Annotated in this window: 21 protein-coding genes; 13 read left to right on the plus strand and 8 right to left on the minus strand. The window is 39.7% G+C overall.

Annotation, left to right across the window (positions count from 1 at the left end):
• The first annotated feature begins 5 nt into the window (after positions 1-5).
• From map to rplQ, 8 genes are all read left to right on the plus strand, one after another.
• Positions 6-791, plus strand: a complete 786-nt coding sequence (gene map / locus BFS30_RS12725; RefSeq protein WP_069379644.1) for a type I methionyl aminopeptidase — start codon at positions 6-8, stop codon at positions 789-791.
• Between the two features lie 71 nt (positions 792-862).
• A complete protein-coding gene (gene infA, locus BFS30_RS12730; protein ID WP_008244555.1) occupies positions 863-1,081 on the plus strand; it encodes a translation initiation factor IF-1 in 219 nt (72 codons plus the stop codon).
• A 1-nt stretch (position 1,082) separates the two neighbouring features.
• The gene (gene rpmJ, locus BFS30_RS27380; protein ID WP_073232286.1) at positions 1,083-1,199 is read left to right on the plus strand and encodes a 50S ribosomal protein L36; all 117 of its coding nucleotides are present in this window, start codon (positions 1,083-1,085) and stop codon (positions 1,197-1,199) included.
• 80 nt (positions 1,200-1,279) lie between these two features.
• Positions 1,280-1,657, plus strand: coding sequence for a 30S ribosomal protein S13 (gene rpsM, locus BFS30_RS12735; protein WP_062550421.1), 378 nt, complete (start codon positions 1,280-1,282; stop codon positions 1,655-1,657).
• A gap of 21 nt (positions 1,658-1,678) precedes the next feature.
• Positions 1,679-2,068: a 30S ribosomal protein S11 gene (rpsK, locus tag BFS30_RS12740; protein ID WP_041878538.1), complete on the plus strand. Its 390-nt coding sequence runs from the start codon at positions 1,679-1,681 to the stop codon at positions 2,066-2,068.
• Positions 2,069-2,132: 64 nt separating this feature from the next.
• Positions 2,133-2,741, plus strand: a complete 609-nt coding sequence (rpsD, locus tag BFS30_RS12745; RefSeq protein WP_069379645.1) for a 30S ribosomal protein S4 — start codon at positions 2,133-2,135, stop codon at positions 2,739-2,741.
• 78 nt (positions 2,742-2,819) lie between these two features.
• Positions 2,820-3,812, plus strand: coding sequence for a DNA-directed RNA polymerase subunit alpha (locus BFS30_RS12750; RefSeq protein ID WP_008244539.1), 993 nt, complete (start codon positions 2,820-2,822; stop codon positions 3,810-3,812).
• A 94-nt stretch (positions 3,813-3,906) separates the two neighbouring features.
• Positions 3,907-4,449, plus strand: coding sequence for a 50S ribosomal protein L17 (gene rplQ, locus BFS30_RS12755; RefSeq protein ID WP_069379646.1), 543 nt, complete (start codon positions 3,907-3,909; stop codon positions 4,447-4,449).
• 73 nt (positions 4,450-4,522) lie between these two features.
• Here rplQ and BFS30_RS12760 read toward each other — a convergent pair whose 3' ends face one another.
• Positions 4,523-5,074, minus strand: coding sequence for a 2'-5' RNA ligase family protein (locus tag BFS30_RS12760; protein ID WP_069379647.1), 552 nt, complete (start codon positions 5,072-5,074; stop codon positions 4,523-4,525).
• A 113-nt stretch (positions 5,075-5,187) separates the two neighbouring features.
• On the opposite strand from BFS30_RS12760, the gene BFS30_RS12765 reads away from it, so the two are divergent.
• On the plus strand, positions 5,188-6,405 hold the full coding sequence (locus BFS30_RS12765) for a class I SAM-dependent methyltransferase (RefSeq protein WP_069379648.1): 1,218 nt from the start codon (positions 5,188-5,190) through the stop codon (positions 6,403-6,405).
• Between the two features lie 162 nt (positions 6,406-6,567).
• Complete coding sequence (dnaK, locus tag BFS30_RS12770; RefSeq protein ID WP_069379649.1) at positions 6,568-8,481, plus strand: molecular chaperone DnaK; 1,914 nt, start codon at positions 6,568-6,570, stop codon at positions 8,479-8,481.
• Between the two features lie 143 nt (positions 8,482-8,624).
• On the opposite strand, the gene BFS30_RS12775 is transcribed toward dnaK, so the two are convergent.
• The 7 genes from BFS30_RS12775 to BFS30_RS12805 all read right to left on the minus strand — a co-directional run bounded on the left by BFS30_RS12775 (position 8,625) and on the right by BFS30_RS12805 (position 17,038).
• Positions 8,625-9,524, minus strand: a complete 900-nt coding sequence (locus tag BFS30_RS12775) for a nucleotidyltransferase family protein (RefSeq protein WP_069379650.1) — start codon at positions 9,522-9,524, stop codon at positions 8,625-8,627.
• An 89-nt stretch (positions 9,525-9,613) separates the two neighbouring features.
• Entirely contained in the window at positions 9,614-11,155 is a 1,542-nt protein-coding gene (locus tag BFS30_RS12780; RefSeq protein ID WP_069379651.1) for a helicase HerA-like domain-containing protein, read from the minus strand.
• Between the two features lie 113 nt (positions 11,156-11,268).
• A complete protein-coding gene (locus BFS30_RS12785) occupies positions 11,269-12,381 on the minus strand; it encodes a M42 family metallopeptidase (RefSeq protein WP_069379652.1) in 1,113 nt (370 codons plus the stop codon).
• Between the two features lie 83 nt (positions 12,382-12,464).
• On the minus strand, positions 12,465-12,884 hold the full coding sequence (locus BFS30_RS12790) for a GNAT family N-acetyltransferase (RefSeq protein WP_069379653.1): 420 nt from the start codon (positions 12,882-12,884) through the stop codon (positions 12,465-12,467).
• Between the two features lie 12 nt (positions 12,885-12,896).
• Positions 12,897-14,060 carry an MFS transporter gene (locus BFS30_RS12795; RefSeq protein WP_083252027.1) on the minus strand — a complete coding sequence of 388 codons (1,164 nt, stop codon included), beginning with the start codon at positions 14,058-14,060 and terminating at the stop codon, positions 12,897-12,899.
• Positions 14,061-14,065: 5 nt separating this feature from the next.
• Entirely contained in the window at positions 14,066-15,607 is a 1,542-nt protein-coding gene (locus BFS30_RS12800; protein WP_069379655.1) for an acyl-CoA carboxylase subunit beta, read from the minus strand.
• A 192-nt stretch (positions 15,608-15,799) separates the two neighbouring features.
• Positions 15,800-17,038, minus strand: a complete 1,239-nt coding sequence (locus tag BFS30_RS12805; protein ID WP_069379656.1) for a porin — start codon at positions 17,036-17,038, stop codon at positions 15,800-15,802.
• 210 nt (positions 17,039-17,248) lie between these two features.
• On the opposite strand from BFS30_RS12805, the gene BFS30_RS12810 reads away from it, so the two are divergent.
• The 3 genes from BFS30_RS12810 (at position 17,249) to can (ending at position 19,962) form a co-directional block, all read left to right on the plus strand.
• On the plus strand, positions 17,249-17,590 hold the full coding sequence (locus BFS30_RS12810; protein WP_069379657.1) for a hypothetical protein: 342 nt from the start codon (positions 17,249-17,251) through the stop codon (positions 17,588-17,590).
• A gap of 79 nt (positions 17,591-17,669) precedes the next feature.
• Complete coding sequence (locus BFS30_RS12815) at positions 17,670-19,274, plus strand: SulP family inorganic anion transporter (protein ID WP_069379658.1); 1,605 nt, start codon at positions 17,670-17,672, stop codon at positions 19,272-19,274.
• 7 nt (positions 19,275-19,281) lie between these two features.
• A complete protein-coding gene (gene can, locus BFS30_RS12820) occupies positions 19,282-19,962 on the plus strand; it encodes a carbonate dehydratase (protein ID WP_069379659.1) in 681 nt (226 codons plus the stop codon).
• Positions 19,963-19,985 lie beyond the last annotated feature (23 nt).

The following is a 19,985-nucleotide window of genomic DNA, read 5'->3' on the forward strand; positions in this document are numbered from 1 at the left end:
ATTGCATGTCTAAGATCTATTACAAATCTCCGGAGGAGATCGAGTTAATCAGAGAGAGTTCTTTACTCGTATCTAAAACCTTGGCTGAAGTAGCTAAAGTAATTGGTCCGGGCATCACAACAAAAAAATTGAATGACCTGGCTGAAACGTTTATTAAAGACCATGGAGCAATCCCTGCTTTTTTAAACTATAACGGCTTCCCATATTCACTATGTATTTCGCCTAATGAGCAGGTTGTTCATGGCTTTCCTGGTGAGTATGTGATACAGGAAGGAGATCTGATCTCTGTTGACTGTGGGGTCATTCTAAATAAGTTCTTTGGTGATTCTGCTTATACGTTCTCCATTGGAGAAATTGATGCAGAAAAAGAGAAACTGGTTGAGGTGACTAAAGAATGCTTAAGACTTGCCATAGAGAAGGCTGTCGTAGGATCTAGAATCGGAGATGTAGGCTATGCTGTACAGGCGCATGCGGAGGCGAATGGATTTGGTGTGGTGAAAGAATTAGTCGGTCACGGAGTTGGAGTTCAATTACACGAAAAACCCGAAGTGCCAAATTATGGCAAAAGGGGAAGTGGAATTAAACTGGAAGAGGGGATGGTGATTGCTATTGAGCCAATGATCAATGCAGGTACAGCTGGTGTTAAGTTCTGGTCTGACGGCTGGACAGTAACCAGTAAAGACAATAGGCCATCTGCTCACTTTGAGCATACGGTGGCGGTTAAAAAGGGTAATGCAGATGTTTTATCGACCTTTTCAGTAATTGAAGAAGTTTTAAATAAAAAAAAGTAAATAATTAAATTTTTTTATTTAATTTTGCAACCCTGTTTAGTAGCAGCTAATTAAGTAAAAATCAATATTATATGGCTAAACAAGCCTCAATTGAACAAGACGGTGTAATAAGAGAAGCACTATCCAATGCCATGTTCCGGGTGGAACTAGAGAATGGTCATGAGATAATAGCTCATATTTCAGGTAAGATGAGGATGCACTACATCAAGATTCTTCCTGGAGACAAAGTCAAATTAGAGATGTCGCCTTACGATTTATCAAAAGGCAGGATTACTTATAGATATAAATAAAATGAAAGTTAGGTCATCAATTAAAAAACGTAGCGCTGATTGCAAGATTATTCGTCGTAAAGGTAAACTTTTCGTGATTAACAAGAAGAATCCAAAATACAAGCAACGTCAAGGTTAAGAAATTATTGAATTTGATGAAGATTGAATGTACAGGTTACTCAATCTCGTTCATTCAGTTAATCAAACATTAGTACAAATATGGCAAGGATATCAGGTATTGATTTACCAAGAAACAAAAGAGGCGAAATTGGTCTTACTTACATCTTCGGAGTAGGAAGATCAACTGCACAACGTATTTTAACGGAAGCAGGTATCGATTTTAACAAGAAAGTACAAGATTGGTCTGACGATGAGTTGTCAGCAATCCGTACCATCATCAACGACGGCGTAAAAGTAGAAGGTGCTTTACGTTCAGAAGTTCAGTTGAACATTAAACGTTTAATGGATATCGGTTGTTACCGTGGATTACGTCACAGAAAAGGTTTGCCAGTACGTGGACAACGTACTAAAAACAACTCTCGTACACGTAAAGGCAAGAGAAAAACAGTTGCTAACAAGAAAAAAGCTACTAAATAAAATTAGTACTGAATAAGAATTATGGCTAAGAGTAAAAAAGTTACCAAAAAGCGTATTGTTGTTATTGAGCCTGTTGGTCAGGCACACATCAATGCTACTTTTAACAATATCATTGTTACTTTAACAAATAACAACGGTCAAACTATTTCATGGTCTTCTGCAGGTAAAATGGGATTCAAGGGTTCTAAAAAGAACACTCCTTATGCAGCAGGTCAGGCTGCATCAGATTGCGGTAAAGTAGCATTTGATTTAGGTCTGCGTAAAGTAGAAGTTTTTGTTAAAGGTCCAGGTTCAGGTCGTGAGTCTGCAATTAGAACATTGCAAATCTCAGGTATCGAAGTAACCTCTATCAAAGATATCACACCGCTTCCGCACAACGGATGTCGTCCTCCTAAGAAGAGAAGAGTTTAATAATTAACTTTTAAAGCTAAGAGTCTGCAGTTTAAGGCTGCATGATACTTTAAAACAAAAAGCAATGGCAAGATATACAGGACCTAAGTCCAAAATAGCCCGTAAATTCAGAGAGCCAATTTTCGGCCCTGATAAGGTTTTAGATAGAAAAAATTATCCTCCTGGACAGCATGGTGCTTCCAAAAGAAGAGGAAAACAATCCGAGTACGCAGTACAGTTAATGGAAAAACAAAAGGTTAAATATACTTATGGTGTATTAGAACGTCAGTTCCGTAACCTTTTCACCAAAGCATCTTCACGTGAAGGTATCACTGGTGATAACTTATTGCAATTATTAGAAGCTCGTTTAGATAACACAGTATACAGATTAGGTATTGCTACAACACGTTCAGCTGCCCGTCAGTTAGTTAGCCATAAACACGTAACAGTTAACGGTGAAGTAGTAAATATCCCTTCATATCAATTAAAAGCTGGTGATGTTGTTGCAGTTCGCGAAAAGTCTAAGACTTTAGAAGCGATTACCAATTCAGTAGCAGGTAGAGTAATCAATAAATTCAATTGGTTAGACTGGAATGCAAGTGAATTGACAGGTAAGTTCTTAACTTACCCTAACCGTGACGAGATCCCAGAAAATATCAAAGAGAACCTTATAGTAGAGTTATACTCTAAGTAATATATTTAGTGAATTGCCTTCTGGGCAATTCACTTTATTTCATTACATAATTTTAATAACGATCTAAAAACATTATAAATGGCAATTTTAGCATTTCAGAAACCCGATAAGGTAATCATGCAGAAATCAACCGATTTCGATGGTATATTTGAATTTCGTCCTTTAGAGCCCGGTTTCGGTGTAACAATTGGTAACGCCCTAAGAAGAATTTTACTTTCTTCATTAGAAGGTTATGCCATTACAAGTATTCGTTTTTCTGGCGTATCTCACGAGTTTTCTACAATGAAAGGTGTTGTAGAAGATTTGACGGAAATCATCCTTAACTTAAAACAAGTGCGTTTTAAAAAAGTTGGTGATTCTGGTGATTCTGAAAAAGTTTTCATTTTAGTAAACGGTCAAGATCAGTTTACTGCTGGAGATATTACAAAATTCTCTAACAACTTCGAGGTTCTTAACCCTGATTTCGTTATTTGTAACATGGAGAAAACGGTAACTTTAGAGGTAGAATTAACTATCAATAAAGGTCGCGGTTATGTTCCTGCTGAAGAAAATAAAATCAATGATGCTGTAGTTGGTGTAATTGCGATCGATTCGATCTTTACCCCAATGAAAAATGTAAAATACACGATTGAAAACTATCGTGTTGAACAAAAAACAGATTATGAAAAATTAATATTAGATATCTCTACAGATGGTTCTATCCATCCTGAAGAAGCACTAAAAGAAGCTGCGAAAATTTTAATCCAGCACTTTATGTTGTTCTCTGATGAGAATTTGGTATTAGAATCTCAAGCTAAGGAAGAAACTAAAGAGGTAGATGAGGAAATTCTGCATATGCGTAAGATCCTTAAAACTGAACTGGTTGATTTAGATCTTTCTGTACGTGCTTTAAATTGCTTAAAAGCAGCTGATATCCGTACTTTAGCGGACCTGGTTTCTTACGATGTAGCTGATATGTTAAAATTCAGAAACTTCGGTAAAAAATCATTGACAGAGATTCAGGAATTGGTGAAATCTAAAAGCTTATCTTTCGGTATGAACTTATCGAAATTTAAACTGGACGAAGAATAATCCATACCAAACATTAAATAACAATATTGTTAATAGTGTATAATTCCCTCAGATAAAATATCAAAGAGACGGTATACACTGAATAAAATCAAAAATGAGACACGGTAAAAAAGTAAACCACTTAGGAAGAACAGATTCACATCGTAAGGCGATGTTGGCTAACATGGCTTCATCGTTAATTAAGCACAAAAGAATTTCAACTACTTTAGCTAAAGCAAAAGCTTTACGTATGTATGTTGAACCTCTTTTAACAAAATCTAAAACTGATACTACTCACTCACGTCGTATCGTTTTCGGTTACTTACAAGATAAAGAAACTGTTACTGAATTGTTCCGTGACGTTGCAGCTAAGATTGCTAACCGTCCGGGTGGTTATACAAGAATCATTAAATTAAACAACCGTTTAGGTGATAACGCTGAGATGGCTTTAATTGAATTGGTTGATTACAATGAAGTTTACGGTAAAGAAGCTGAATCTGCTGAGAAGAAAACTACACGTCGTGGTAGAACCAAAGCTAAAAAAGCTGATGCACCTAAAGCTGAGAAAGTTGAAGTTGCTGAAGAAGCTCCGGCTACTGAAGAAGCAACTCCAGAAGTACCTGCAGCTGAAGCGAAAACTGAAGATAAAGGCGAATAATTTATTCCCTCATCAACATAAAGAAACCCTGTCCGATTCGGACAGGGTTTTTTGTATAGCTATTTTTTTTGATTTATAAACTCATTTCCAATTGACTAGCCGCTGGCTGGGCATAGTACTCACTATGTATGTTCCAACGCTTTCCATCATGTTTTAACAGCGTGAAATGATCCGTTAAAAACTCTTCCCTGAATCTCCTGTTTTGATATTGTTCCATGATTTTCGGATAGGCTTCCTTAGCATCTCTGTAAGCGATGGTGATGTGTGGATTGATCGGATTTTTAGAACCTTCGGTATAAGGTTTTAATGCTGCTTTCAGATTTTTATAAAGTGCTGAAATCCCGGTGTTTTTTAACGCTTTGATGAAAACAGTATGTTCAGGGAAACCATCAAAGTCTTCCAGCTTTTGAATAAAGGGGTCGAAATTACAAAGGGATTTCAGTTTTTGAATGAGTTGTTGTTCCATCGCCGGCTTCAGTTTAAAGGGAGCGGCAAGGGTAATGTGTACCGGTGGTTTCAATGCACTGTAAACCCCATGGTCCAGAGAAACCTCTTTCCTGATTTCATCGATCCTTTCTCTCAGTCCGACTGGCGGAATGATTGCTATAAAGTATAAATCTTCCATATGGCTAATTTACTAAAAATATTAGTAATCACAGTATCTGTTTATTTTTCTGTCCGAAGCAGACGCTTAAATTTCCTTTTCAAAAGGTTACCTTTGCAGGGTAATTCAATTTCATGTCCAATCAACTCCATTTACAGCAGTTCCAACAACAGATTGCTGAAAGTATTTCATCGAATACGTTTCTAAAGATTTCCCTTGGTAATTATCAGGGAAATGAAAAAGAACTAAGGAATGTTTATGCCCGCAGGGTAAAGATCAAAAGAGCAGATATGCTTTCTTTTACCTATCGTTACAAAACAAGGGACATCATCAAGAATTTTCCAATTCCTGAAGGCATTGCTTTAATCGTTCATTTCATCAGTAATGATTTTAAAGTTTGTACGTTATTTACCACGCTGAAAGAAGTGATCCTCGAGCATGGTAAAAAGCAACTGATCTCTGTAAGGGAGCAGTTAGTGAAGACTATTGTCCAGCCTACATTGACTCATAATAAGGAAAAGAAACGCATCATTCAGCCGACAGGAAAGACTTATTTACAAGAGTTGAAGATCAGTGATGCCGACGGTAATGTATTCAAAAATGCGCAGGATAAATACCGCCAGATCAACCAGTACATAGAGATTCTGAGTTCTTTGATTAAAGAACTACCGGCAAATAAAATTAACAACGTAGTGGATATGGGCTCAGGAAAAGGATATCTTACTTTTGCTTTATATGATTATCTGCATAACGTGCTGAAACTGGATGCTAAGGTAACAGGAGTGGAGTACCGGGAGGACCTGGTGACTTTATGTAATGGAATTGCCGGAAATTCTGGGTTTGATAAGCTTGAATTTGTTCCCGGAACGATAGAGGACTATACCGTGGAATCTATCGATTTACTAATCGCTCTGCATGCCTGCGATACGGCCACCGATGATGCGATCTATAAGGGAATTATGGCGAAGGCCGGACTGATTGTGGTGGCACCTTGTTGCCATAAACAGATCAGAAGGGAAATGGAAAAGAACAAAGAAAAAAATGAACTTTCGTTTTTAACAAAATATGGCATTTTTATGGAACGTCAGGCGGAGATGGTAACAGATGGTATCAGGGCTTTGATCCTGGAATATTGTGGCTATAAAACAAAAGTTTTTGAATTCATTTCTGACGCACATACGCCCAAAAATGTATTGGTTGTAGGCATAAAAAATTCTGATTCAGATCAGGTTGCCAAAAGCAGGGAGCTGAAAAGAACAGAGATCAAACAGAAAATTGCTGAGTCGAAAGCTTATTTTGGAATTAGCTACCATCATCTGGAACGACTTCTGGGCCTGGATAAAAAAGTTTAAACAAAATTCTGTCATCCTGTCACATTTTTGTAACGGCTTTCGGACATAAGATTATCTAATGATTAGATATCAGGGAGATTTTCTGCCAAAACTCAATTGGCACATTGCTTGTTAAACAGATGTAAATAAAAAGATTTCATAACATAAACAGAGATAAATAGCATGTCAAAAATTATTGGTATAGACTTAGGAACAACAAACTCTTGCGTAGCCGTAATGGAAGGTAACGAACCTGTAGTTATAGCCAACAGTGAGGGTAAACGTACTACGCCATCCATTGTTGCTTTTGCAGAAAATGGAGAACGTAAAGTAGGTGAGCCGGCAAAACGCCAGGCGATTACTAACCCAACAAAAACAATTTCTTCGATCAAACGCTTTATGGGCAGCAGCTTTGCTGAAGTAACTAAAGAAGCTGGTCGTGTACCTTATAAAGTAGTTAAAGGCGACAACAATACACCACGTGTAGAAATTGACGACCGTAAATATACTCCACAAGAGCTTTCTGCAATGATCTTGCAGAAAATGAAAAAAACAGCTGAAGACTTTTTGGGTCATGAGGTAACTGAAGCAGTTATTACTGTTCCTGCTTACTTTAATGATGCACAACGTCAGGCAACTAAAGAAGCTGGTGAAATCGCCGGTTTAACAGTGAAACGTATCATCAACGAGCCAACTGCAGCTGCTTTAGCTTACGGTTTGGATAAAGCACATAAAGACATGAAAATTGTTGTGTTTGACTGTGGTGGTGGTACTCATGACGTTTCTGTATTAGAATTGGGTGATGGTGTATTTGAAGTAAAATCTACTGATGGTGATACTCACTTAGGTGGTGATGACTTCGACCATATCATTATTGAATGGTTAGCAGGTGAATTTAAGAACGAATATGGCATGGACCTTCACCAGGATCCAATGGCTTTACAACGTTTGAAAGAAGCTGCTGAGAAAGCTAAAATTGAACTTTCAAGCACTACTTCTACGGAGATCAACCTTCCTTACATCACTGCTGATGCAACAGGTCCTAAACACTTGGTTAGAACTTTAAGCCGTGCTAAATTTGAGCAATTGGCAGCTGATCTGATCAAACGTACAATTGATCCTTGTAAATCAGCATTGAAAAATGCAGGTTTAAAAACATCTGATATCGATGAAATCATCTTAGTTGGTGGTTCTACACGTATCCCTGCAATCCAGGATGCGGTTAAAGCTTTCTTCGGTAAAGAACCTTCTAAAGGTGTTAACCCGGATGAGGTAGTAGCTATCGGTGCTGCAATCCAAGGTGGTGTATTAACAGGTGAAGTTAAAGATGTATTATTATTAGATGTTACCCCTCTTTCATTAGGTATCGAGACTATGGGTGGTGTAATGACTAAATTAATCGAAGCAAACACGACTATCCCTTCTAAAAAAGCAGAAACTTTCTCTACAGCAGCTGATAACCAGCCTTCAGTAGAAATCCACATCTTACAGGGCGAGCGCCCTATGGCAGCTCAAAACCGTACGATTGGCCGCTTCATCTTAGATGGTATTCCACCAGCTCCACGTGGAGTTCCTCAGGTAGAAGTAGCATTTGATATTGATGCAAATGGTATCTTACACGTAAGTGCTAAAGATAAAGCTACTGGTAAAGAGCAAAAAATCCGTATTGAGGCTTCTTCAGGTCTAACTGACGAAGAGATCAAAAGGATGAAAGAAGAAGCAGAACAAAACGCTGATGCTGATAAAGCAGCTAAAGAAGAAGCTGAAAAAATCAATAGCGCTGATGCTTTAATCTTCTCTACTGAGAAACAATTGAAAGAATTTGGCGAGAAAATCTCTGCAGATAAAAAAGCACCAATCGAAGAAGGTTTGAAAAAACTGAAAGATGCACATGCTGCTAGAAACTTCGCTGATATCGATGCTGCTCAGGAAGAATTACAGAATGCATGGAATGCCGCTTCTGAAGAGATGTACAAAGCAGGACAAGATGGTGCACAACCAGAAGGCGCTGCCGGAGCTCAACAAGAAGGTCAGCCTGCAGGTGGTGACGATGTTACCGATGTAGATTTTGAAGAAGTAAAAGACGATAAAAAATAATCGTTCATACGATCATCAGAAAAAGGGTGTGTTGTTCGTTCAACACACCCTTTTTTGGTCTTGTTAGGATAATGATCAAACAAAAAACGGGAATTCATTAGATGGATGAATTCCCGTTTTTTGTTTATATACTTATTTTGATGTTAATTCCAAAGGCTATCCGGATAAGCACCGTCTTTGATCAATTGATCAATACTGGCTTTAACAATTGGTTTATCTTCTTTATAAGTTACCCCGAACCACTGGCTGTCAGTAGGTACTACTTTGAAATCTGCTTTTCTGGATTTTACCAGGTATTCTGCTACCAATGGAATAAAAAACTCCGCTTTAGGGTTTTCTTTGTTCTGTACTGCAAAATCTCTGAACAGCTCTTCCGTGATTTGGAAAACAGCCGGTGTAAAGCCCCAAAAATTCATCGATACGCGAGTATCTACTGCTAAGGGGTATTGTTTGTCATCTTCTTCGAAAACAATCGTGTCACCTTCTCTTAATACTTTTGTACGCTCATTGATGTCTTCCAGTATGCCATTCTCGTCTACTTTACAAACACCTCTTGAAACAGAACCATAGTCTGACAAAGTTTTGCCGATCTCATATCCGATCATCGAGTAATTGCTGTCGCTTACCTCAGTGGTCAGGAACTTAACCATTTTCTGGTAAGCATCTAATCCATAAAAGTCATCTGCATTAATCACACAGAAAGGCTCATTGATCGCTGTTCTTCCAGACAGAATCGCATGAGCAGTGCCCCATGGTTTTGCTCTTTCAATTTCGATATCTACTCCGAATTGTTTGATGTCAAAGTTTTGGAATACATAAGCAGTCTCGATTTTTCCTTTTAGCTTAGGTTCGAAAATTGCTTTAAAATCTTCCAGATATTCTTCTTTAATAATAAAGACAACCTTACCGAAGCCGGCTTTAATCGCATCGTATATAGAGTAATCAATAATGGTCTCGTTATTCGGGCCGAACCCGTCAATTTGTTTCATGCTGCCGTAGCGACTCGCCATCCCAGCTGCTAGTATTAATAAGGTTGGTTTCATGGGACTAAAATAATTATTAAGTTTATAATCAAGGTAAAAAAAAGGGGTTTATTTATAATTTAACCACTAATAGGGAGTGAATCCTGTGTTTAAAAACCAAAGATTCCCTTTCCTCCGCTACTACGTGTTTTTTTGCCGGTTAACATTCCGAACAGCCCACGTACAATTTCCTTGCCAATCTGTCTGGTTATGGTGGCGCCCATTACCTGTTCTATAATACTTTTTCCTTCCTTTTTAACGGTATTCTCCTCCTCGGGTGCTTCTGCAGCCTGATTATCATTAATTCGCTTAGTCAGGATTTCATATGCACTTTCCGGATCAATACTTTCCTGATATTTTTGGTTCATGGGGCTGGACTGGACTAATTTTCCATAGTCTGAGGCATTCATGGGGCCCATTACCGATTTCGGCGGGGTCAGCATGGTTGCTGTTACTTCAGTCGGAATCCCTTTATCATTCAAAACGGTGATCAGCGCTTGCCCTGTTCCTAAAGAGGTTAGCACCTTGTCTATCTTATAAAAGGCAGAAGTCGGATAAGTATTTACTGTTTTCTTTAAGGCATCAGCATCGTTGGGCGTAAATACCCTTAAGGCATGCTGGATGCGGTTCCCCAATTGAGATAATACACTTTCAGGAACATCCGTTGGTGATTGCGTGCAAAAGAAGACGCCTATCCCCTTAGATCTGATGAGTCTGATGATCGTTTCAATCTGCTCCATAAAAGCCTTTGAGGAGTCTTTAAACAACAGGTGTGCCTCGTCAAAGAAGAAAACCAGCTTAGGTTTGTCAAGGTCGCCCACCTCAGGTAAATTATAATACAATTCAGCCAGTAAACTCAATAGATAGGTGGAATATAATTTTGGTTGATTCTGAACATCGGAGATATTCAAAAGAGAAATAGTTCCTTTACCATCTGTCCTGGCAAATAAGTCTTCAATATCAAAAGAGCGTTCGCCGAACATAGCGCCCAGACCTTGTTGCTCAATGGTGATAATTTTTCTGAGAATAGTTCCTGAGGTGGCAGGAGAAATAGATCCATAATCACTCTTTATTTCTTCTTTCCCGGGTCCGTCTGAAAGATACGAAACCAGTTTTTTAAGATCATTCAGGTCGATTAATGGTAATTTACTATCATCAGCATATTTAAATATAACCGACAATACTCCAGTTTGAGTATCATTAAGGTCCAGGATTTTTGCCAGTAGGGTCGGGCCGAATTCAAGAATTGTGGCCCTCATCTGAGCCCCTAATTTTCCGGAAAGGGAATAAGGTTCTATCGGGTATCCTGAAGGCGTAAATGGTTTATTCAGCTGCGTTGATCTTTCCTCAATTTTAGGATTGCTTTCTCCGGCCTGATATAAGCCGGAAAGATCGCCTTTTACATCAAGCATAAATACAGGAACACCTGCGTCGGAGAGTTGCTCGGCAAGTAATTGCAGGGTCCTCGTTTTTCCGGTCCCTGTAGCACCGGCAACAAGCCCGTGACGGTTCATCATGTGTAAATAGAGATTTACTTCTGCTTCTGCCAGAACCTCACCATCCAGAATTCCGGCGCCTAAATAAATATAGGAGCCTTTTGGTTGATAAGCTGTTTTAACTTTTTCTATAAACTGTTGGGTTTGATCACTCATAGGAGGGTATAGTTGTTCATTGATAATGATGCTTTCCTAAAAATAGGAAATTAAAAATAAAAGCGTGAATGGCATTTGCCAGACACGCTTTTTCCTTATCTGAAGACAGGTTTTTATTTAGAGTACTTGAAATCGTGGTCTTTTTTGATGTTCAACAAAGCGTGATAAATTAAGCTGATCACATTGTCCACATCTTCTTTATGAATCATTTCTACCGTTGTGTGCATATAGCGTAATGGTAAAGAGATCAATGCAGAAGGAACACCACCGTTTGAATAAGCAAAAGCATCAGTGTCCGTACCTGTTGATCTGGACGAAGCCTGACGTTGGAAAGGAATTTCGTTCTTTTCAGCTGTTTCAATCAATAACTTATTCAGGTTAGTTTGTACTGCAGGAGCATATGAAACTACTGGGCCTCTGCCACAAGCTAAATCGCCTTGTGTGATCTTATTGATCATTGGCGTACTGGTATCATGGGTAACGTCTGTAACGATCGCTACATGCGGCTTAATCCGGTCGGCGATCATTTCTGCTCCACGTAAACCGATTTCTTCCTGTACTGAATTGACAATGTATAATCCAAATGGAAGTTTTTGTTTGTTTTCTTTAAGTAAACGGGCTACTTCAGCAATCATGAAACCACCGGCTCTGTTGTCTAAAGCACGTCCAACATAATAACGGTCGTTTAATACCATAAACTCATCTTCATAAGTGATGACACAACCTACATGGATACCCAGGTTTTCTACTTCTTCCTTGCTCGTACATCCACAGTCAAGGAAAATATTTTTTAAGGCAGGAGCTTCTTCTTTTTCACCGTTTCTGGTGTGAATGGCAGGCCATCCGAAAACCGCTTTCACCATCCCTTTGTCGGTATGGATATTGACACGTTTTGACGGGGCAATCTGGTGATCTGAGCCTCCATTTCTGATCACATAAATCAAACCCTCAGGAGTAATGTAATTTACAAACCAGGAGATTTCATCCGCATGTGCTTCAATGACTACTCTATATTCAGCTTTAGGATTGATGACACCCACTGCGGTACCATAATTATCGATAAAGCTTTCATCAATATAAGGTTTTAAATAGTCCAGCCATAGCTTCTGACCAGGGTATTCGAAACCGGTAGGAGATGGGTTGTTAATATATTCTTCAAAAAATTGGAGTGATTTCTTAGTAACTACAGAAACATGTTTCTGTTTATCGTCTTTCTTTTTTGCCATTATGATGTTTTCTTTAAAACGTGTTTTTAAGCGGATTTATGCTTAAACTGAACAAATATATAAACTAGGGTTTAAGCAGCAAGTTAATTGTTTAGTTCTAACTGCATGATGACAAATTCCAATCCCAGTTTATGGAAACGCTCTTCTGTTTCCGAAAATCCAAATTTTACATAAAAAGGAGATACCGATGTCCTGGCATTACACCATAGTTTCGTAGCGCCCATGTTACCCACATATTCAATCACATGTCGGAGTAGGAGACTGCCATAGCCTTTCCCCTGAGCAACAGGTAATGTCGCGAACTTGCGGAACTGGTAAACACTGCCTTCAGAAAACAGAGAGATGACCGAATAAAGCTGGTCGCCAGCAAATAAAGCGAAGTGAATCCCATTGGAATCATTTTCCAGTTTTATAGCATCATAAGGTTCATCAGGGTACATGGCTTCATGCCGGATACGCCAGGTCAGGTCAGGTCTGATTTGTTCAATATGGATTTTTTCCATCGGCCGGGGAGGTTAAGGTTTCAGCTTTCCACTATAAAATTTATAGATACATAGGTTCAACAGGATTACCGCCGTAGTTCCCACGCAAAATAAGGGCCATTGTCCTTTATCCCAGAGCCATAAACCAAGAGCAGACCCAAAAGAAGCACCAACGAAGCTGACCGACATAAAAACGGTATTTAGGCGATTTCTTGCTTCAGGAAGCAAAGCGTAAATTCTGGTTTGATTGGTTACATGAATAGCCTGCTGACCAATATCAATAAGAATAATTCCAGCTATGAATAAGTAAAGATGTGTGCCGGTAAAGTAAAAGGCGGCAATACTTAGCAACTGTAAAACCAGGCCTGTCAGCAGGTTTTTGCGCGGATTTTTGCCGCTGCTTAGTTTCCCTACCAAAGGGGCTGCTAACGCACCTGCAGCTCCGGCAATTCCAAACAAACCTATTTGTAGTGTTTGAAAACTGAAAGGTGGATTGGCCAGGAATAAAACCATGGTCGTCCAGAAAGCACTCAATATAGAGAAAGCAAGGAAATTAATGATAGATGCTTCCCGCAATACCGGCTGTGTTTTTACATAGTGCCACATAGAAGACATCAATTCCTGATAAGTGCCTTTAAAAGAAGGCATACTTAATGGAAAACGTTTGGCCATTAATAGCAGTAGCAAAGAGCAGATGCCAGCGGCAATAAGGTACATGGTTCTCCAGCCCCATAAAAATCCAACACTTCCGCTAATTGATCTTGAGACCAGAATTCCCACCAGCAGACCGCTCATGATGATCCCAATTGTTTCTCCGCGCTTTTCATCCGAACTGAGGTTCGCAGCCATAGGTAAAATAAGCTGGGGTACGATAGAACTGGCTCCGATCAGGACACTGGCAATTTGCAATAACAGGAAAGAGTGGGAGAGTGCAGCAAGCAATAAAGATGCAACTGCCACTCCTGTAATCATTAAAATTTGCTTCCGGCGTTCAAACATATCGCCAAGCGGTACAATCAGAAATAAACCCAGCGCATAACCTGCCTGGGTAAGATAAGTGATCTTTCCTGCATGACTTTCAGTGAGCTTGAATTCATCCGCAACAAGGATGACCAGCGGCTGGCAATAATAGATATTTGCTACGATAAGACCTGTGCAAAAGGCCATTAGCAAAACGTCTGTACGACTAAGCTTCATTTACGTTATAATGGGATATTCCCGTGTTTTCTGCGGGGACGATTGACAACTTTATTTTCCAGCATTTTAAATGCTTTGATTAATTTAATTCTCGTTTGGGCAGGCTCTATCACCTCATCCACAAAACCGCGCTCTGCTGCACGATAAGGGTTAGCAAAGGTATCGGAGTATAGTTTCTCTTTCTCCAGCCATTTTTCTTCCGGATTTTCTGCAGTATTGATCTCCTTTTTGAAAATAATCTCTGCCGCACCTTTAGCACCCATAACAGCGATTTCGGCAGTTGGCCAGGCATAATTCATATCTGCACCGATATGTTTAGAGTTCATCACGTCATAAGCACCGCCATATGCTTTTCTGGTGATGACAGTAATGCGTGGAACGGTAGCCTCACTAAAAGCATATAAGAGTTTTGCACCGTTGTTGATAATGCCATTCCATTCCTGGTCTGTACCCGGAAGAAATCCCGGAACATCTTCAAAAACAAGTAAGGGAATGTTGAAACAATCGCAGAAACGCACAAAACGTGCAGCTTTGGTTGAGGCATGATTGTCTAATACCCCAGCCAGATAAGCCGGTTGATTGGCAACAATGCCGATACTTCTACCTGCCAGACGTGCAAAGCCAACCACGATATTTTCTGCGTATTCGCGGTGTACCTCTAGAAAACTGTCTGCATCCATCACTTCGGCAATGATCGTTCTGATGTCATAAGGCTGAGTGGCATTCACAGGCATAAGTGTATTCAATCCAGGGCGACTCTCCTCCGAAGCAGTATAAGGTAGTGATACCGGTGTTTCCTCACAGTTCTGTGGCATGTAACTTAGTAACCTCTTTACATGATTGATGGCATCCAGTTCATTGGCACAGGCAAAATGGGTTACACCGGATTTTGTCGCATGGGTAGATGCTCCACCCAGTTCTTCAGAGGTGACTTCTTCATGAGTTACCGTTTTCACCACATTTGGTCCGGTTACAAACATATAAGAAGTGTTTTCCACCATCAGGATAAAATCGGTAATTGCCGGAGAGTATACTGCACCGCCAGCGCAAGGACCCATAATGGCTGACAATTGAGGTACCACTCCCGAAGCCTGTACATTCCGGTAAAAGATATCGGCATAACCTCCAAGAGAAACTACACCCTCCTGAATCCTGGCACCACCACTGTCATTTAGCCCAATAACAGGAGCCCCGTTTTTCATGGCCATATCCATGATCTTACAAATTTTCTCTGCATGCGTTTCAGATAACGAACCACCAAAAACGGTAAAGTCCTGTGAAAACACATATACCAGGCGACCATTGATATTCCCATATCCCGTAACCACACCATCGCCTAAATATTTTTCCCGCTCCATTCCGAAATCGGTACTTCTATGGGTAACCATCATTCCAATCTCTTCAAAAGAGTTCTCATCCATCAGGAAATGAATCCTTTCTCTTGCCGTAAGTTTTCCTTTTTTATGCTGACTCTCAATTCTTACTGCCCCACCACCGGTTTGAGCCTGTTTAACTTTATCCTGAAGTAACTCTATTTTGGTTTTCATTAGAATATATTTTTATTAATAGGTGATGAAGCTATCATCAGCATATTTATTGCTGTTTTTAAGCGGTATGCTGATGATGGTTTCATTGGAATATATTTTGTTCAACACTTATATAAATATCCGGGGTTTTATACATTGTGGATCAGCTCCGGAGATTTTCTGTAAAATAGTAATTTTTTGAAATGATCAGTATTACCAGCGGTATTGCAAGCGGGCAGTAAATACATCATCCTTAATGTCGTCTAGGTATTGTGGCAGTTGCGTTTTGTCATTTACCACATGTTCATTGTAAAGGGTTAGCTTTAAGCGACCATTGATCAGATAAGACATGCCATAGCCCAGTGTGCTGAATTTAATATCTCCTGAAGTAGTATTGTTGTTTGCGGCCCCTATTTCACTTTCATTCACCTCATTGTTAGGATCGTATACATCATAAGCAGCCAATGCGGTAAATTTTGTTTTTGAGATCCGGTGGCTGAACCATAGATAGTAGCCGGAAAACTCTCGCAGGTAAAGGTTGGTTTCCGGTTGTGCAGAAAAACTCTGACTGGCCAGTGGACCTGCCAATTTTGAAGAACCGGCAACTCCGGGCTGTTTACCTCCGATATACTCTGCCTTAAATGAGGTGCTTCCTAAGGGATTGTCATATTGTAATTGCAGGTTGGCGCCATAATAATCACGTTTGGCGTAAGAATCGGTATAACTGGTATTGCCATCTTTGATAAAGCCATTCCCATTGCTCCTCATTAGTGTATCTGTATTACTGCGCACATATCCTTTATAAATGGAACCTCCAAAACCAAGGTGTAATTTGCCATTTGCAAGACTGTCAAACTTAAAACCAAGATTTCCTACGATGTCTTTTTTGGAATCATAATCCCTGGCGCTGTGTCCGCTGCCATTAATTACGGCGACTTCGGCTGTCAGGAAATGAAATGCTTTGTTGTCAGGTCTGAAGCTAATCATCGCTCCAAGGTCACGTTCCCTGGGCATTAGGGTTTGAAATACCCTGGCACGCTCGGGAAAATCCCTATATCCTGAGGAATACACTATGGAGTAGCCAAAAGGGCGGTTGAAAAGTCCGGCGGTAAACATCAGCTGTTTAGAGTTTGGCTGATGCAGCTGGATAAAAGCATCCATGAGCTGAACTCCATTCTGTGTGGCATCGATCTGAAAGACAATACTTGAATATTTGTCGGCCCTGTCGATTTTTAACCTTCCCCTGCGAATCATGAAACGATCTTTAGAGTTTTTTGCGAAGTCTCCTCCGGAAAAAGAATTGATTCCTCCTGATTGTGCGCGCTGATATTGAGTTTGAAGGTACCCGGTGATGGCGATTTCATGCGGGTCATAAGAAGAGGGAGCGTTATTGCTTTGTGCCAACAGCGAAAAAGGGCTTAAAATGGCAATTAATAGTAATAATTTTCTCATGAATGGTAAATAGTGTTTTGAGCTGCCTAAATTACATTTAATGCTTCGTTTTTCGATGAGAACCGGGCTGATTTTAGAAGTTTGCCCTCTTTTTTTCCTGACAATTATCACTAAATTACATTTTTATTACATGACAATTTGCAAAAAAGACTGTTTTGGAGCTATTTTTGAAGAGTTGAAGAAAAAATAGAAGAAAGATAATAGATCAGCATGTTCCTAAGGAAGTACCGTCTTATAATCATCATTACCTTTTTAGGCATCTTTTGCGTAAAGATGATGATTTCCGGTGCGCCTGTGTTTTTTAGCAATTTCCATAAAGATAGCATCAACTCTGTGATCATGCAGATCGAAGTAGAGCACAGTGCTGATGGTGATAGTGGTAAAGTAAAAGTGAACCTATGTGATTCTAAAATGATCGACGTTCATTATGCCGTAAGCTTTATGGCCATACTTAGCCATTTCGGTATCAGCAATAGCTATATTGATCACTTTAAACGGCATGTCGATCCCTTCCATCCCTCCGTACCTACTCCGCCTCCTAACTGGTGCTAATTTATCCGTATGACTACCCCTTCAATGGGATAGCTATGCCTTTTTTTGAATTAGTTTATTAGAATTAAAACGTAGTTTTATGCAGAATGGTAACTCAATCTTTTCAAGATTGGAAGTGAAAAAGTATATATTAAAAAAGAATTTAAAACACGATTTACCTTCGAGTATTGTCGTGTTCCTGGTAGCCCTGCCTTTATGTCTGGGAATAGCCCTGGCCTCTGGAGCGCCATTGTTTGCCGGTCTTATTACCGGTATCGTAGGAGGAATTGTTGTATCTAGCCTAAGTGGGTCTCAATTGAGTGTCAGTGGACCTGCCGCCGGTTTAACAGCCATAGTTTTAGGTGCAATAGCTCAGTTAGGGGGATACCAGACATTTTTACTGGCAGTTGTGCTTGCCGGTGTAATGCAGCTGATCCTCGGCTTATTAAAAGGAGGAACTATAGGTAATTATTTTCCCTCAAGCGTAATCGAAGGAATGCTTGCCGCTATTGGTTTAACGTTGATCCTTAAACAACTTCCTCATGCTTTGGGCATAGATTCAGATTTTTTTGGTGATGAAAGTTTCTTCCAGACAGACAATGAAAACACTTTCTCTGCAATTGGAAATGCCTTTAGTCATTTTAGCTTAGCGGCAATTGTGATTAGTGGATTGTCTATTGCGATTCTGATTTTTTGGCCTAAGTTCAAGAAACTGAGCGTCGTTCCTGCGCCCCTGCTGGTGGTAGTACTTGGTATTATTTTAACGATTGTATTCCAGAATACAGGATATGCATTACAGGCCAAACAAATGGTGGAAATTCCGGTAGTTAACGGATGGTCTGAATTTACAGCCTTGTTTACTACTCCGGATTTCTCGAAGATTACAGATTCTAAAGTATGGGTAGTCGCAGCAACAATTGCAGTAGTGGCCAGTCTGGAGACTTTGTTAAGTATTGAAGCGATAGATAAAATTGATCCGATTAAAAGGGTATCGCCAACCAACAGAGAGCTGATAGCCCAAGGTGCCGGAAATATGGTGAGTGGTATGTTGGGTGGTTTGCCAATGACCTCAGTAATTGTAAGGAGTTCTGCTAACGTAAACGCAGGAGGAAGAACTAAAATGTCTGCGATTTTTCATGGAGGATGGTTACTTTTGTCCTTGTTATTTATCCCCGGTATCATCAATATGATTCCCTTGGCCTGTCTGGCAGCGATTCTATTGGTAACCGGTTATAAATTAACACGTGTTGCCTTATTCAAACATATGTTTCATAAAGGTTGGGACCAGTTCATACCGTTTGTAATCACGATCATCGCCGTGTTATTGACCGACTTGTTAAAAGGTGTGGCGATAGGGATGTTATTCTCCATCTTCTACCTGCTGCGTACCAATATGCGGAACCCGTTCTTTTACAAAATTCAGGAAGAAGGCAATAAGAAGAACCTACGGATAAAACTTGCAGAAGAGGTCTCATTTTTAAATAAAGCTGCCATTCAGGTGGTATTGACTAAAATTCCTAAAGAAACAAACGTGATCATTGACGGAACAAATTCCAGATATATCGATCCCGATGTGTTAGAGACCATTTTTAATTATAAGCATAACGCTTATACTAAGGGGATTATAGTAAGTTTAGAGAACATTAAAACACAATATATTGTTCCGAAGTTGAACAGTAAAATTATAGAAGAAATTAATAATTAGAATTATTATGTGCGCAAAATTAGAAACACCAGAGACAAAACAAATTACTTACGAAGGATTATTACAGGGAAATAAAGACTGGGTGGCTGCCACCTTAGCGGAAGATCCTCAATATTTTGATCGTTTATCTGCCGGACAAAAACCCCCCATCTTATGGATTGGTTGTTCTGACAGTCGTGTTCCTGCAAACCAGATTACAAATACTGCTCCGGGTGATATCTTTGTTCATCGTAACATTGCCAATGTGGTTGTTCATACTGATATGAACATGTTGAGCGTATTGGATTATGCAGTAAACGTATTGGAAGTAGAACATGTGATCGTATGTGGTCATTATGGCTGTGGTGGTGTGGAAGCTGCTATGGGCAACAGACCGGTGGGCATCATCGACAACTGGTTGAGAAACATTAAGGACACTTACAGATTACATGCCGATGAGCTCGATGCAATCACAGATTCTAAGAAAAGAGCGGCGAGATTGGTCGAGTTAAACGTGGTAGAAGGCGTATTCAACCTGAGCAAAACATCTATTGTTCAGGGCAGATGGGCTAATGGTAAAAAATTGAGCCTGCATGGATGGGCTTATAGCCTTTCCACAGGTTTAATCTCTGACCTTGGTGTCTCTTGCGATAGCAACGACCATATTAAATCTGTATTTCGCATCGAAGGTTTAGAAATAGCAAAATAATATAGAGAAGGCTGAATCTGAGA

The organism is Pedobacter steynii (assembly GCF_001721645.1).
Classification (GTDB): Bacteria; Bacteroidota; Bacteroidia; order Sphingobacteriales; family Sphingobacteriaceae; genus Pedobacter; species Pedobacter steynii_A.

Coding starts and splice junctions, on each gene's coding strand:
- map (WP_069379644.1), top strand. CDS start 6: ATGTCTAAGATCTATTACAAATCTCCGGAGGAGATCGAGTTAATCAGA.
- infA (WP_008244555.1), top strand. CDS start 863: ATGGCTAAACAAGCCTCAATTGAACAAGACGGTGTAATAAGAGAAGCA.
- rpmJ (WP_073232286.1), top strand. CDS start 1,083: ATGAAAGTTAGGTCATCAATTAAAAAACGTAGCGCTGATTGCAAGATT.
- rpsM (WP_062550421.1), top strand. CDS start 1,280: ATGGCAAGGATATCAGGTATTGATTTACCAAGAAACAAAAGAGGCGAA.
- rpsK (WP_041878538.1), top strand. CDS start 1,679: ATGGCTAAGAGTAAAAAAGTTACCAAAAAGCGTATTGTTGTTATTGAG.
- rpsD (WP_069379645.1), top strand. CDS start 2,133: ATGGCAAGATATACAGGACCTAAGTCCAAAATAGCCCGTAAATTCAGA.
- BFS30_RS12750 (WP_008244539.1), top strand. CDS start 2,820: ATGGCAATTTTAGCATTTCAGAAACCCGATAAGGTAATCATGCAGAAA.
- rplQ (WP_069379646.1), top strand. CDS start 3,907: ATGAGACACGGTAAAAAAGTAAACCACTTAGGAAGAACAGATTCACAT.
- BFS30_RS12760 (WP_069379647.1), bottom strand. CDS start 5,074: ATGGAAGATTTATACTTTATAGCAATCATTCCGCCAGTCGGACTGAGA.
- BFS30_RS12765 (WP_069379648.1), top strand. CDS start 5,188: ATGTCCAATCAACTCCATTTACAGCAGTTCCAACAACAGATTGCTGAA.
- dnaK (WP_069379649.1), top strand. CDS start 6,568: ATGTCAAAAATTATTGGTATAGACTTAGGAACAACAAACTCTTGCGTA.
- BFS30_RS12775 (WP_069379650.1), bottom strand. CDS start 9,524: ATGAAACCAACCTTATTAATACTAGCAGCTGGGATGGCGAGTCGCTAC.
- BFS30_RS12780 (WP_069379651.1), bottom strand. CDS start 11,155: ATGAGTGATCAAACCCAACAGTTTATAGAAAAAGTTAAAACAGCTTAT.
- BFS30_RS12785 (WP_069379652.1), bottom strand. CDS start 12,381: ATGGCAAAAAAGAAAGACGATAAACAGAAACATGTTTCTGTAGTTACT.
- BFS30_RS12790 (WP_069379653.1), bottom strand. CDS start 12,884: ATGGAAAAAATCCATATTGAACAAATCAGACCTGACCTGACCTGGCGT.
- BFS30_RS12795 (WP_083252027.1), bottom strand. CDS start 14,060: ATGAAGCTTAGTCGTACAGACGTTTTGCTAATGGCCTTTTGCACAGGT.
- BFS30_RS12800 (WP_069379655.1), bottom strand. CDS start 15,607: ATGAAAACCAAAATAGAGTTACTTCAGGATAAAGTTAAACAGGCTCAA.
- BFS30_RS12805 (WP_069379656.1), bottom strand. CDS start 17,038: ATGAGAAAATTATTACTATTAATTGCCATTTTAAGCCCTTTTTCGCTG.
- BFS30_RS12810 (WP_069379657.1), top strand. CDS start 17,249: ATGTTCCTAAGGAAGTACCGTCTTATAATCATCATTACCTTTTTAGGC.
- BFS30_RS12815 (WP_069379658.1), top strand. CDS start 17,670: ATGCAGAATGGTAACTCAATCTTTTCAAGATTGGAAGTGAAAAAGTAT.
- can (WP_069379659.1), top strand. CDS start 19,282: ATGTGCGCAAAATTAGAAACACCAGAGACAAAACAAATTACTTACGAA.